At 71.8% G+C, this 13,749-nt stretch carries 10 protein-coding genes; 1 reads left to right on the top strand and 9 read right to left on the bottom strand.

Going from position 1 to position 13,749, the window contains the following annotated elements; translation table 11 throughout:
- Positions 1–64: 64 nt before the first annotated feature.
- Both OG556_RS09465 and glnA read right to left on the bottom strand, forming a co-directional pair.
- Entirely contained in the window at positions 65–3,343 is a 3,279-nt protein-coding gene (locus OG556_RS09465) for an SdrD B-like domain-containing protein (RefSeq protein ID WP_371516730.1), read from the bottom strand.
- Between the two features lie 161 nt (positions 3,344–3,504).
- Positions 3,505–4,917 (bottom strand): type I glutamate--ammonia ligase, encoded by a 1,413-nt coding sequence (glnA, locus tag OG556_RS09460; RefSeq protein WP_371516729.1) that lies wholly within the window; start codon positions 4,915–4,917, stop codon positions 3,505–3,507.
- A 263-nt stretch (positions 4,918–5,180) separates the two neighbouring features.
- On the opposite strand from glnA, the gene OG556_RS09455 reads away from it, so the two are divergent.
- A complete protein-coding gene (locus OG556_RS09455) occupies positions 5,181–5,648 on the top strand; it encodes an RDD family protein (RefSeq protein ID WP_350885262.1) in 468 nt (155 codons plus the stop codon).
- 169 nt (positions 5,649–5,817) lie between these two features.
- On the opposite strand, the gene OG556_RS09450 is transcribed toward OG556_RS09455, so the two are convergent.
- The 7 genes from OG556_RS09450 to OG556_RS09420 form a co-directional block, all read right to left on the bottom strand.
- The gene (locus OG556_RS09450; RefSeq protein WP_063347321.1) at positions 5,818–6,507 is read right to left on the bottom strand and encodes a DUF4191 domain-containing protein; all 690 of its coding nucleotides are present in this window, start codon (positions 6,505–6,507) and stop codon (positions 5,818–5,820) included.
- Positions 6,508–6,652: 145 nt separating this feature from the next.
- Positions 6,653–6,829, bottom strand: coding sequence for a hypothetical protein (locus OG556_RS09445; protein WP_371516728.1), 177 nt, complete (start codon positions 6,827–6,829; stop codon positions 6,653–6,655).
- A gap of 278 nt (positions 6,830–7,107) precedes the next feature.
- Entirely contained in the window at positions 7,108–8,061 is a 954-nt protein-coding gene (gene lipA / locus OG556_RS09440) for a lipoyl synthase (RefSeq protein WP_363372114.1), read from the bottom strand.
- Positions 8,062–8,271: 210 nt separating this feature from the next.
- Positions 8,272–9,042, bottom strand: coding sequence for a lipoyl(octanoyl) transferase LipB (gene lipB, locus OG556_RS09435; protein WP_371516727.1), 771 nt, complete (start codon positions 9,040–9,042; stop codon positions 8,272–8,274).
- Between the two features lie 235 nt (positions 9,043–9,277).
- Entirely contained in the window at positions 9,278–11,185 is a 1,908-nt protein-coding gene (locus OG556_RS09430) for a GAF domain-containing protein (protein ID WP_363622279.1), read from the bottom strand.
- Between the two features lie 59 nt (positions 11,186–11,244).
- Positions 11,245–12,612 (bottom strand): MFS transporter, encoded by a 1,368-nt coding sequence (locus tag OG556_RS09425; RefSeq protein WP_371516726.1) that lies wholly within the window; start codon positions 12,610–12,612, stop codon positions 11,245–11,247.
- Positions 12,613–12,796: 184 nt separating this feature from the next.
- Entirely contained in the window at positions 12,797–13,558 is a 762-nt protein-coding gene (locus OG556_RS09420; protein WP_371516725.1) for a 3-hydroxybutyrate dehydrogenase, read from the bottom strand.
- Positions 13,559–13,749: the final 191 nt, after the last annotated feature.

Here is a 13,749-nt window from a genome sequence, read left to right as displayed (position 1 = left end):
CCAGTGGCGCCGCTGGGGGCGGCGCCACTGGTGTCGATCGGTGTTCAGTTGTCCGTCGTCGGTGTCAGCTGTGTCGTCCGGGCCGCCGGTAGACCACCGCGCACAGCGCCACACCGCCCAGGACGGCGAGGGCGCCGAGGGCGGCGATCAGCGCGTCGGGCGCCGAGCCGCCGGTGTTGGGCAGCGTCCCGCCGCTCGCCGACGGACTCGCGCTGTGGGTCGGGCCGGCGGTCGGGGTCGTACTGCCGGACCGGGTCGCGGTCGGCGAGGGGGACGTCGACGGCGTCGGCGAGGACGTCGGCGACGGGGACGACGTCGGGGAAGGCGAGGAGGTCGGGGACGGGGACGGCGACGGGGACGGCGACCCGGTGGGGGTGGTCGGCAGGATCACGCCCATGTCGAGGTCGAGGTCGCGCTGCCCTCCGCTGAGCGTGACGGTCTGGGTGATGCCGGTGGCCGGGTCGGCGTCCGAGTCCTTGGCCGGATCGGTGCCGACGCCCCGCTTGGTGACGACGGCGCCGTCGGGCAGGGTGGACAGGTCGAACTGCACCGCGTAGCTGCCGTCGGGCAGGTGGTCGAAGAGGTAGTGGCCGTTCCGGTCGGTCACCGTGGTGACCGGCTTGCCGTTCTTGTCGCGGACGGGCTGGCCGTTGCCGTCGAGCAGCTTCACCGTGACGCCGGCGATGCCCGGGTCGCCGGGCTTCTGGATGCCGGAGCCGTCCACGTCCTGCCAGACGAAGTCGCCGAGCGCGTTGTCGGAGGGCTTGGTCTGCTTGACGGCGACGCCGACCTTGGCCGGCTCGGCGGGCAGCAGCTGGCGGCCGCTGGCGTCGGTGGCGGTGAAGGCGAAGCTGTTCCAGGCGTACTCCCCGTCGGGGGCGTCCACCGAGGCGACCATGGGCCAGGTCAGGGTGAAGGCCTCGCCGGAGGCCAGGCTGCCGGGGCGGCGGACCCGGAACCAGGTGGCCGTTCCCGGGCCGGGGAAGGTGCTGCTCCAGGTGGCGCTGCTGTTGCAGCCGGTCCGGTTGACCAGGGCGGCGTCGACGCACGGGTTGGGGTCGGTGGTGTACTCGATCCCCACGGTCGGGTCGCTGGTGGTGATCGGCTGGCTCAGCGACGGGGTCCAGGCGCTGCCGCGCGGAGCGTCCTGGGTGAGGACGTAGTTGTCGCCCGGGGTGGGGAGCTTGTCGTAGGCGATGAAGTCGGTGACCGGGTCGGGCGAGTCGTTGCGGACGGTCATCCGGTAGGAGATCCGGCCGCCGGGGGTGGCGCTGCCGATGCTGACGTAGTCGGCGTCCAGGTCGCCCATGACCTCCTTGTACGAGCGCAGCACGCTCGGCACGTCCACCTGGATCCGGGAGGAGGCGTGGCACATGAGCTCGGAGGTGTCGCCGTTGCCGTTGAGGTCCAGCACGTCCGGCGTGCTGCCGCTGTCGGAGCCGGAGAACATGCAGGAGACCGGCGCGGTCGGCTGGTCGACGGTGACGTAGATGTCGTTGGTCAGCTCGCCGGAGCGGATGCTGCTGGCCACCTGGACGTCGAAGAGCATCCGGTAGGCCAGCGCGTCGTGCAGGTACGTCATGTCGGGCGCGCCGGGCGGCCATTCCATCCGGACGATCTGGCGGCCGTCCGGGCCGGGGGTGACGGTGATCGACTGGGGGGCCTTGGCGTCCGGGTAGTTCGGGTCCGGGCGGGCGGAGCCCTCGACGTAGACGACACCGGCCGGGAGCACGTCGTACAGCACGAGCGGGCGGGTCAGGTCGCGGCCGCTGCGGTTGTACGGGATCACCTGGAAGGTCGCCATGCCGCCGGGTGCGGAGAGCTCGCCGGCGACGGTGGTCTTGGCCGCGCCCAGGTTGGTCGCGGCGGTGACGGTGGTCGAGGCGCAGGCGTTGGCGGCGGAGGTGCTGGTGCCGTCGCCGGCGGTGGTGTCCAGACAGTTGGTCAGCGGGCTGGGGGCCGGGCGCCCGTCGTGGCCGGGGGTGACGACCTGGGTGATCACCTGCACCGAGTTGCCCGGGCTCCAGCCGGTCGGGATGGGGCCGTCCCAGGTGAACCTGAGGCCGTCGAGCCGGCGGCCGGCCGGGATGCCCAGCTCGTCGAGGGTCGGGTCGCCGGCGCCCTGGACGAAGGTGATCCGGCGGGCGCTGGACCCGTCCAGCGGGCTGGACGGGCTGAAGGTCAGCCAGGTCGGGTCGCCGTCGAGGCGGTACTGCAGGGTGAGCCCGATGCTGGTCGGGTTCCACGGCTCCAGCTGGAGGGACTGCGGGAAGAGCCAGTTGTACAGGCCGTCGGTGGTGCCGGCGCCGGGGTCGGTCATGGTCAGGCTGGTGGCCGGGCCGGAGGTGTTGGTGGCCGACAGGCTGAAGGAGTCGAGGTCGCCGGAGACGACGCTGTCGCGCCACACCTTGCTGGCGGTCACCATCACACCGGTGGCCGGGGGCCGGAACTGACCGGTGGTGGTACTGGCGGTGTCGAGCTCGCGCTCGGCGTCCGGGCCGATCGGGTCGCCGTACAGGTCCACGGTGTTGTCGGAGGTCGTCCCGTCCGGGAAGTCGGCCTCCGGGTAGTTGACGACCAGCACACCCGGCAGTTGGCAACCGCCGCGGCCGTTGCCGGAGCGGAACTCCCCGATGTCGTAGCCCCAGGTGTTGGGGCCGGGCGCGACCTGGCTCCAGCCGGGCGAGCGGCCGGTGTCCACCACGGCGCCGGGCGGCAGGGTGTCCAGCAGCCGGCTGGTGTCCAGGTCGACGTTGGGCACCAGGTCGGTGGCGCAGGCGCTGAACTGGTAGGTGACGGTGCGCCCGTCGCTGCTGGAGGTCTGGATGCCCTTGGTCACCGTGTACTGCGGCTGCACCTGGGCCTTGGTGTCGGCGGTGGCGGTCTGGCTGGGCTCACCGGTGGCCGTCATGGTGGCCGAGTTGGTGGAGGCCGCCCCGTCGGGGGTGGTGAAGTTCGGGTACTTCATCGTCACCGTGATGGTGGCGGTGGTGCCCGGGCTGAGGTCCTTGAGCCTGATGTCCATGGTGCCGCCCATCGCGCCCGCCGCGGGCACCGTGGAGGCGGCCTGGTCCACCGAGGAGGGGTCGGGCGTCCAGCCGACGAACTGCATGTTCGACGGCAGGGTGTCGGTGATCCGCCCGTCGGTGCACTCGGTGATGGAACAGGTGTACCGGAGGGTGTAGGTGACGTTCTCCCCCGGGGAGGCGGTCGCCTTGTCGACGGATTTGGTGAAAGAGATCGCGGCCTGGGCCGGCGGCGCCAGCACGCTGCTGCCGAGCAGCGAACCGGCCAGCAGGGCCAGCACCGAGGCGATCCGCCCGGTCCGGAAGTGAATGCGCATCTCGGAAGTTCATCCGACCGTCCGACCGTCCCTCCCCCGACGCAACGCACAACCCCACACTTCCACCCGATCGGCCCCACCCGCCGAGAGGGCCCCGCCGCGCTCGAGAAGAGCGCGACGGGGCCCTGAACAGGCTTCGTGCCCGCACCGGCAACCGCGATTTAGAGGTCGTAGTACAGCTCGAACTCGTGCGGGTGGGGGCGGAGGGCGATGGGGGCGATCTCGTTGGTGCGCTTGAAGTCGATCCAGGTCTCGATCAGGTCCGGGGTGAAGACGTTGCCGGCGAGCAGGTACTCGTGGTCGGCCTCCAGGGCGTCGAGGACGGCCGGGAGGGAGGCGGGCACCTGCGGGACGTTGGCGTGCTCCTCGGGGGCCAGCTCGTAGAGGTCCTTGTCGACGGGCTCCAGCGGCTCGATCTTGTTGCGGATGCCGTCGAGGCCGGCCATCAGCATGGCGGAGAAGGCCAGGTACGGGTTGGAGGAGGGGTCGGGCGCGCGGAACTCGATGCGCTTGGCCTTGGCGTTGGAGCCGGTGATCGGGATGCGGATCGCGGCCGAGCGGTTGCGCTGGGAGTAGACGAGGTTGACCGGCGCCTCGAAGCCCGGGACCAGGCGGTGGTAGGAGTTCACCGACGGGTTGGTGAAGGCCAGCAGCGAGGGGGCGTGCCGGAGCAGGCCGCCGATGTAGTAGCGGGCGGTGTCGGAGAGGCCGGCGTAGCCCTGCTCGTCGTAGAAGAGCGGCGAGCCCTCGGTCCACAGCGACTGGTGGACGTGCATGCCCGAGCCGTTGTCGCCGAAGATCGGCTTGGGCATGAAGGTGGCCGTCTTGCCGTTGCGCCAGGCGACGTTCTTGATGATGTACTTGAACAGCATCAGGTCGTCGGCGGCGTGCAGCAGGGTGTTGAACTTGTAGTTGATCTCGGCCTGGCCGGCCGTGCCGACCTCGTGGTGCTGGCGCTCGACCTCTAGGCCGGACTTGGCCAGTTCGAGCGACATCTCGGCCCGCAGGTCGGCGAAGTGGTCCACCGGCGGGGTGGGGAAGTAGCCGCCCTTGTACTTGACCTTGTAGCCGCGGACGTCGCCCTCGGCGGCGCCGGAGTTCCAGGCGCCGGCCTCCGAGTCGATGTGGTAGAAGGACGCGTTGGCGCTGGTCTCGAAGCGGACCGAGTCGAAGACGTAGAACTCGGCCTCGGGCCCGAAGAACGCGGTGTCGGCGATGCCGGAGGAGGCGAGGTAGGCCTCGGCCTTCTTGGCGACGTTGCGCGGGTCGCGGCTGTAGGCCTCGCCGGTGACCGGGTCCTGGATGAAGAAGTTGATGTTGAGGTGCTTCTCGACCCGGAAGGGGTCGAGCCGAGCCGTGGCGAGGTCCGGGACCAGGGCCATGTCGGACTCGTGGATGGCCTGGAAGCCGCGGATCGACGAGCCGTCGAACATCAGGATCTCGGACGGGTCGAAGGTCGCCGCAGGTACGGAGAAGTGCTGCATGACGCCAGGCAGGTCGCAGAAGCGGACATCGACGAACTTCACGTCGTTGTCCTGAATGAACTGCTTCACTTCGGCGGCGTTGTTGAACATCCATCCTCCTCGGCGTGCGAATGGGGCTCACCCTAGGAACGGGCCGTTTCCGGCCGGTGACCCGGTCGTTTCATAAATGTTAACCACGCCCGCCGATCGGGTGGCAAAGCTGTACGGGACGGGGCAAAACGCACCGCCGTCAGGCTCGGCTCTTTCCAAGTGGTCTGGACCACTTGGAAAGCTCCGGCGGCACGATTCACCCGCCCGTGGCGTTCGGGGGAGCCGGTGGCGGTGCGGACGGGTCGCCCGGTTAGTGTGGATTCGTGGACACCAGAGAAGCGTTGGGATCGTGGATCGACGGCCCGAAGGCGGCCGCCGAGAAGATGGGAGCCGACTTCGGCTTCCGCGGCGAGCGCCTCGGCCTCCCCAAGGAGGGCCCCGGCTCGATCGCGGGCCCCGGCCGCCGGATCGGCGCCCTGTTCGTGGACGGCTGGCTGGTCGCGCTGATCGCCTACGGGCTGATCGGCAAGGGCAGCCCGGCCGAGGCGAACCTGTGGACCAGCCCGCTCTACTTCCTGGTCGCGGCGGTGCTGCTCGCCACCACCGGGACGACCGTCGGCAAGCGGCTGTTCGGCCTCCGGGTGATCCGCCTGGACGGCGGCCGCGCGACCATCCCGCAGGTGCTGCTGCGCACCCTGCTGCTCTGCCTGGTGGTACCGCCGCTGGTCTGGGACCGCGACACCCGCGGTCTGCACGACAAGGCGGTCGGCACCGTCGAGGTCCGGATCTAGTCGGGATCCGGTCCGGATCTGTCGAGGCCCGGACCCAGGCCGGACCCAGGCCGGACCCAGGCCGGATCCAGTCCGGCCCCAGGGCCGGACGACCTTGCCGCACAACACTGAACGGCCCCGCCGCGGGATCTCCGCGGCGGGGCCGTTCAGTGTTGTGGTCGGGGGAGCGTCAGCGGGCCTGGCCGCCCTTGGGCATCCGGGCACCCTTGGGCATCGGGCCCTTGGGGATCGGCGCCTTGGAGAGCAGGTCGCCCAGGGCGCGCAGACGGTCGTTGGTCTCGGTGACCTGGGAGGCGGTGATGGCGCGGGGCAGTCGCATCAGGTGGATCTGCAGCTTCTTGAGCGGGATCTCGCCCTCGCCGGTACCCACCACGATGTCGTGCACCGGCACGTCGCCGACGACCCGGGCCATCTTCTTCTTCTCGGAGGCCAGCAGCTGGCGCACCCGGTTCGGGTTGCCTTCGCCGATCAGCGCGATTCCGGCCCGGCCCACCGCACGGTAGACCGCGTCCTGGTTGCGGGTGACCGCGACCGGGGTGGAGTTGGAGCTCCAGCCGCGTCGGATGTTGTTCAGCACCGCCGCAACGGCGCCCGGCTGCCCCTCCATCTGTCCGAACGCCGCGCGTTCGGCCCGGCGCCCGAAGACGATCGCCATGGCCAGGAAGGCCACGATGAAGCCCAGGATGCCCAGGTAGATCGGGTGGTCGATTGCGAAGCCGATGGCGAGGAACACGCCGAAGGTCAGCAGGCCGACGCCGGCGATGATCAGGCCGATCTTGGTGTCGACCTTCTTGGTCATGGTGTAAGCCAGGCGGATCTGCTTCAGTCGCCCGGGGTTCTCGGATGTTTCCCTCGCCATAACGCTCATGGTACGTGGCACGGGTACGGGATATCCAAGCCCGGGTACCCGTTCGCCTCGATCCGTGACTCGTGTGCCCTGTGCCGTCGCACACAGCGACCGTCGGCCACGGTGGACGGCCCCCGGCGCGGTCGCGTCGGGAGCGTCACCGTCGTGGCGGTGACGTCGCCGCCCGGGCGTCGTGGCGGCGGTCCGCCGCGTACTGGCGGTTCTCGCAGACCGCCGCCCAGGCGTTGCGCCGGGCCTGCTGCTGGCCACTCGCCAGCAGGACGCTCTCGGCGAGCCGCAGCGCGACCCCCACCGACCGGATGCGCATCCGCATGCCGAACAGCTCCCCTCGTGGCTGAGAAGAATCGAACGATCGCAACGAGTCCATCGTCACCATCCCGTGTTACCAGGCGGTGACCAGGCAGTCAAAGTGCGGTGAAACCGAAAGGGCGGAGCCGAGGCCCCGCCCTTCGCTTGCGCACCGGATGGCTCAAAAGCACCGGATCAGCAGGATCTGCCGGCTCAACCAGCCCAACCGACCCGACCGGCCCCACCGGACCAGCCGACCCGACCGGCCCAACCGACCGGACCAGCCCAGTAGATCCGACCGGATCAGACCGCGGCCTGCGCGCGCCGCTCCAGCGCCTGCCGGTACAGTCGCCCGGCCCGGTAGGAGGAGCGCACCAGCGGGCCCGACATGACCCCGGCGAAGCCCAGCTCCTCGGCCTCCTGCTGGAGCTCGACGAACTCGTGCGGCTTGACCCAGCGCTCCACCGGGTGGTGGCGCAGCGAGGGGCGCAGGTACTGGGTGATGGTGATCAGCTCGCAGCCGGCGCCGACGAGGTCGGCCAGCGCCTGGCTGACCTCCTCGCGGGTCTCGCCCATGCCGAGGATCAGGTTGGACTTGGTCACCAGCCCGGCCGCGCGGGCCTGGGTGATGACGTCGAGCGAGCGCTCGTAGCGGAAGGCCGGGCGGATCCGCTTGAAGATCCGCGGCACCGTCTCGACGTTGTGCGCGAGCACCTCGGGGCGGGAGGAGAAGACCTCGGCCAGCTGCTCGGGCACCGCGTTGAAGTCGGGGATCAGCAGCTCGACGCCGGTACGGCCGCTCTCGCGGTCGGCGGTCAGCGCGTGCACCTGGCGCACGGTCTCGGCGTACAGCCAGGCGCCGCCGTCCGGCAGGTCGTCGCGGGCGACGCCGGTGATGGTGGCGTAGTTGAGGTCCATCGTGACGATGGACTCGGCGACCCGGCGCGGCTCGTCGCGGTCGAAATCGGCGGGCTTGCCGGTGTCGATCTGGCAGAAGTCGCAACGGCGGGTGCACTGGTCACCGCCGATGAGGAAGGTCGCCTCGCGGTCCTCCCAGCACTCGAAGATGTTGGGGCAGCCGGCCTCCTGGCAGACGGTGTGCAGCCCCTCCTTCTTCACCAGCGACTGGAGGGCGTTGTACTCCGGCCCCATCTTCGCGCGGGTCTTGATCCACTCGGGCTTCCGCTCGATGGGGGTCTCGCTGTTGCGGACCTCCAGGCGGAGCAGCTTCCTGCCGTCGGGCGCGACAGCGGACACGTGCGACTCCTAGAACTAGACGGGGTACCCCCAGGGTACGCCTGTGGTTGTAAGGCCTTTGCGCGGCCTGTTGCCCTGCAATCGCAGGGCAACAGAGCTACTGGCCGGTAGATTCCCGGGGGAGAACCCGGAACAGGACACGGGGAAGATTCCGGAGCAGGACCCGAGCACGGGCCTGCGGGCGGACCCGGGCGAGGACCCGGGCCCGGGTCAGCGGGTGAGCGCGGGTTCGGGCAGCTCCGCGAACACGTCCGCCAGGTGCCGCTCGACCATCGGCAGCGCCTCGCCGACGGTGAAGTCGCGCCCCAGCTCGCCGGCGAGCGAGGCGACACCGGCGTCCCGGATGCCGCACGGCACGATCCGGTCGAACCAGGTCATGTCGGGGTCGCAGTTGAGCGCGAAGCCGTGCATGGTGACCCCGCGGGCGACTCGGACGCCGATCGCGGCGAGCTTGCGGTCGTCGCCGCGCTGGCCGGCGTTGGACGGCGCGTACTCGGGGCCGGCCAGCCGCGGGTCGATGCCCAGCGGCAGGCCCATCCGCAGGGTCAGCTTGCCGATGTCCACCACCTGCGCCGGGTCCACCACGGCGTCCGGGATGGAGTCGCCCAGCACCCAGACGCCGCTGCGGCCCTCGACCCGGGTGGTTCCGACGCCGAACCCGGCGCAGGCGCGGATCAGCGCCTCCTCCAGCCGGCGGACGTAGGCGACCACGTCGATCGGGTCGGGCAGCTTGACGATGGGGTAGCCGACCAGCTGGCCGGGGCCGTGCCAGGTGATCTCCCCGCCCCGGTTGACCTCGACCACCGGGGTGCCGTCCAGCGGCAGGTCGGCGGGGTTGGTGCGCTTGCCCATCGTGTAGACGGGCTGGTGCTCCAGCAGCAGCACGGTGTCGGGGATCTCGTCCGCGACCCGCAGCGCGTGCAGGCGCTGCTGCTCCTCCCAGGCCTCCTGGTAGGCGATGGCGCCCTCGCCTGTCCCCATTCGAACGAAACGTACGTTCTCGCTCACCGCTGCCGCTCCTTGCCAGGCGTTCGAGACCAACCTCGCCACTGTACGCCCACGCCCGTACGGACGGTTCAGCCGCCCGTACGGGCCGTTCAGGCGGCCGCACGGGCCGCGCCCGCGAGGACTGTTCGGCCCCCCGCAAGGGCTGCTCAGCTCCCCCGCGAGGACCGTTCAGCCCCTGCGAGGACTGCTCGGCCCCCGCAAGGACCGCTCAGCCCCCCGCGAGCAGCTGCAGCCGCAGCGCCAGCTGGAGTTCGAGCGAGCGCTCGGGGTGGTTCCAGTCCGGGCCGAGCAGCGCCTCGACCCGGTCCAGCCGCTGGACGACGGTGTTCACGTGGACGTGCAGTTCGTCCTTGGCGCGGGTGAGGCTGCCGCCGCAGTCGAAGTAGGCGCGCAGGGTGCGGACCAGTTCGGTGCCGCGCCGGGCGTCGTAGGCGAGCAGCGGGCCGAGCGCCGAGCCGACGAAGCCGTCCACGTCGTGCCCGTCGCCGAGCAGCACCCCGAGGAAGCCCAGCGCGCGGGCCGAGGCGCCCTCCCCGGCGCGGCCGAGCACCCGCAGCGCCCGGACGCAGCGCAGCCCCTCGGCGTACGAGGCGGCCAGCGCGGGCGGGCCGGCGGCCGGGCGGCCGGCGCCCACGGTGACCGGGAACCCGGCCAGCCGGGCCAGCCGCTCGGCGGCCTGCCGCGCGGCCTCCTCCGGGTCGCCGGCCTCCGGGACCAGCAGCACGACCGCCTCGCCGTGCTCGGCGCTGACGCCCCGGGAGCCGAACAGGTACCGGCGGGCGGCGCCGGCCAGTCGGCCGCGGTCGGGGACGGGGGGCCCGGCGGGTTCGGCCGGTTCGGCGACCAGGACCAGGTGCGGGCGGGCGAGGTCGACGCCGAGCCGGCGGCCGCGCGCGGTGAGCCCGGCCGGATCGCGGTCGGGGGCGGTCAGCAGGTCGGTGAGCAGCTCGCCGCGGACCCTGTTCTCGGTCTCGGCCACCGAACGGCGCAGCAGCAGGAGCAGCGCGGTGACCACGCTGGCCCGCTCGAACAGCCGCCGGTCCGCGTCGTCGAGGCCGGGGCGTCCGCGCAGCACCAGGGTGCCGAGGGCGTCGTGCCCGGCCAGCACCGCGCACACCCACAGCTCGCCGTGCCGGACGGACCGCCCCTCGGCCCGGGACGCGGCGACCGCCTCCGCCAGTTCGCCGGCGGGTGCGGACCGCCCGGCCAGCGGCTCGCCCTCGGCGTCGAGGACCGCTATCTCGCCGCCCAGCAGGGCCGCGACGGCGGCGGCGACGTCCGGGACCTCGGCGCCGCGCAGCACCAGGTCGGTGAGCCGGTCGTGGGCCTGCTCGGCGCGCTGGACGGCGGCCGAGTGGGCGCGGACCAGTTCGTTGGCGCTGTTCAGTTCGGCGAGCGCGGCCCGGGTGTCGGCCAGCGACTTGGCAGTGTCCAGGGCGATCGCGGCGTGCGCGGCCAGTGTGCACAGCAGCGCCACCTCGTCGGGGGAGAAGGCGCGGGGCGAGCGGTCGGCGGCGAACAGCACCCCGATGACCTCGCCGCCGAGCAGCAGCGGCACCCCGATGATCGCCACCAGGCCCTCGTCGAGCACGCCCGCGTCGATCGTGCCGGTGTGGTGGAACCGTTCGTCGGTGCGGTAGTCGGGGGTGGCGTACGGGCGGGCGGTCTGCGCGACCAGGCCGCCCAGGCCGTGCCCGAGGCTGAGCCGCAGGGTCTGGAACAGGACGGAGACCGAGCCGTCGGTGACCCGCATGTAGGTGTCGCCCGCGGCCTCGTCCGGCAGGGTCAGGTACGCGGTGTCGGTGCCGAGCAGCATCCGGGCGCGGCGGACGATCGCCTGGAGGACGGTGTCCAGCTCCCGGGAGGCGGCGAGGTCCCCGGCGGTGTCGAACAGCGCGGTCAACTCCGCCTCCCGGCGCCGGTGCTGACGCAGCGTGCGGTGCACCCGCAGGGCCTGCCAGGTGGCGTCGTCGATCTCGGCGAGGACGGCGGCCGGCGCCCCGCGGCGGCGGGCGTCGGCCAGCACGTCGGCGAAGTCCTCGGTGGCGGCGCCGGAGGCGAGCAGGTCGAGCAGCCGCCGCAGCGCGGGCGCGGCGCTTTCGTGAGGGTGGTTCATGGTGCGTGCCGCCAATCGGCGTCGGGTCCGGCGGAAGCGCGATCGTAGCGGCTCCGCCGTCAGGCGGTGGCGGGCTTGGCCGCCACGGCGGCGGCCTCCGCCTCCACCGCCGTCTCGACGTCCGCCAGGTCGCTGCCCCTGGTCTCCCGCCCGCACAGCACCGCGAGCACGGTGATCGCCGCCGCGATCGCCACGTACACGGAGATCGGGGTGGCGTTGCCGTAGTCCTTGAGCAGCGCGGTCGCGATCAGCGGCGCGGGCGCGCCGGCGGCCACCGAGGCGAACTGGGCCCCGATCGAGGCGCCCGAGTAGCGCATCCGGGTGGCGAACAGCTCGGAGAAGAACGCCGCCTGCGGTGCGTACATCGCGCTGTGGAAGACCAGTCCGACCGTCACCGCGACCAGCAGCTGTCCGAACGACCTGGTGTCCACCAGTCCGAAGAAGACGAACGCCCAGACGCCCACCCCGACGGCGCCCACCAGGTACACCGGCTTGCGTCCGACCCGGTCGGACAGTGCTCCGAACAACGGGATCAGCCCGAACTGGATCGCCGAGCCGATCAGTACGGCGTTCAGCGCGGTCTGCTTGGAGAAGTGCGCGTGGGTGACGGCGTACGTCAGGACGAACGTGGTCATCACGTAGTACGAGATGTTCTCCGCCATCCGTGCGCCCATCGCCACCAGCACCTCCCGCCAGTGGTTGCGCAACACCGCCACCAGCGGCGGCTGTTCGGCGGTCTTCCGCTGCTGCTGGGCCGCCAGCGCCTGCTTGAACAGCGGCGACTCGTCCACCGCCAGCCGGATCCACAGCCCGACCCCGACCAGCACCGCCGACAGCAGGAACGGCACCCGCCACCCCCACGACAGGAACGCGTCCTCCGACAGGACCGCCGTCAGCAGCGACAGCACCCCCGCCGCCAGCAGGTTCCCGGCCGGCGCCCCGCCCTGCGGCCACGACGCCCAGAACCCGCGCCGCCGCTGGTCCCCGTGCTCCGACACCAGCAGCACCGCCCCGCCCCACTCCCCGCCGAGCGCGAAGCCCTGCACCAGGCGCAGCACCGTCAACAGCACCGGCGCCGCCGCCCCGATGGAGCTGTAGGTGGGCAGCACCCCGATCAGCGTGGTCGACCCGCCCATCAGCAGCAGGCTGACGACGAGCAGCTTCTTCCGCCCGATCCGGTCGCCGAAGTGCCCGAACACCAGGGCCCCGATCGGTCGCGCGGCGAACCCGATCGCGTAGGTGAGGAAGGACAGCAGCGTCCCCGTCAGCGGATCGGTGTTCGGGAAGAACAGCTTGTTGAACACCAGCGCGGCCGCTGTTCCGTACAAGAAGTAGTCGTACCACTCGATGGTGGTCCCGATGAGGCTGGCGGCCACGACCCGAGGGAGTGAGCGGGTGGCTGCCGTGGCTGGTGCGGAGGCGTTCATGGTCACCACTTCCGGGCGGGGGGAGGATGTCGCCCCCGGGGCGGCGCCCCCGGGGAATGTCGTCCCCGGGGGCGCCGCCCCGGGGGACGTCGCCACAAGGTAGGGAGGCGCGTTCCCCGGGACTATGTGGGCCGCCCACATAGTCCCGGGGGTCGGCCTGGGGAGGACGGCCAGGTGCCGTCGCTCAGTGCGCCGTCCAGCCGCCGTCGACGGGGAGGCTGGCGCCGGTGATGTAGGAGGCGGGCGGGGAGCAGAGCCAGAGGGCGAGTTGGGCGATCTCCTCGGGCTCGATGAGGCGCTTGACGGCCGTGCGTTCGAGCATGATCTGCTCGACGACCTCGTCCTCGCGGATGCCGTGGGCGAGCGCCTGGCTCGCGATCTGCTTCTCCACCAGGGGAGTTCGGACGTAGCCCGGGTTGATGCAGTTGCTGGTGACGCCGTAGGGGGCACCCTCCAGGGCGACGGTCTTGCTGAGGCCCTCCAGCGCGTGCTTGGCGGTGACGTAGGCGGACTTGAAGGGGCTGGCCCGCAGTCCGTGGACGGAGGAGATGTTGACCACCCGGCCCCACTCCTGCTCGTACATGTGCGGGAGAGTGCGGCGCAGGATGCGGAACGGCGCCTCGACCATGACGCGTTGGATGAGGGTGAAGCGGTCGGGCGGGAACTCGTGGACGGGCGCGACGTGTTGGAGGCCGGCGTTGTTGACCACGATGTCGGCGTCGGCCGGCAGGGCCTCCACGGCCTCCGGGTCGGCGAGGTCCGCGACGACGGCGTGGCCGCCGATCCGCTCGGCCAGCTCCCGGGCCGGGCCGGCCGCGAGGTCGACGACGTAGACCCGGGCGCCGGCCCCGGCGAAGGCCTCGGCGCAGGCCCGGCCGATGCCCGAGGCGGCCCCGGTGACCAGGGCCGTCCGGCCGTCGATCGGGCGGGCTGTAGTGGTGTCCATGGCCGAGAACGCTAGGAAATCCGGGGGCCCGGCTCCCATGTGGTGGTCCACCACAGCATCCGGGTGGTCTGTGGTGTTCACCGCCATGACGGGCGATCGACGGTTCGACCGCGGAAGGCCAAACCCGCGCCGACCGCGCTTCCCCACAATGGGCGCGGTTGCTTCACCCGTTCGGAGGATTGCTCGGTCAG

The sequence above is a fragment of the Kitasatospora sp. NBC_01300 genome (genome assembly GCF_041435235.1).
GTDB lineage: Bacteria > Actinomycetota > Actinomycetes > Streptomycetales > Streptomycetaceae > Kitasatospora.
Note: the sequence above shows the minus strand (reverse complement) of the source record. Positions and strands in the feature narration are given on the sequence as shown.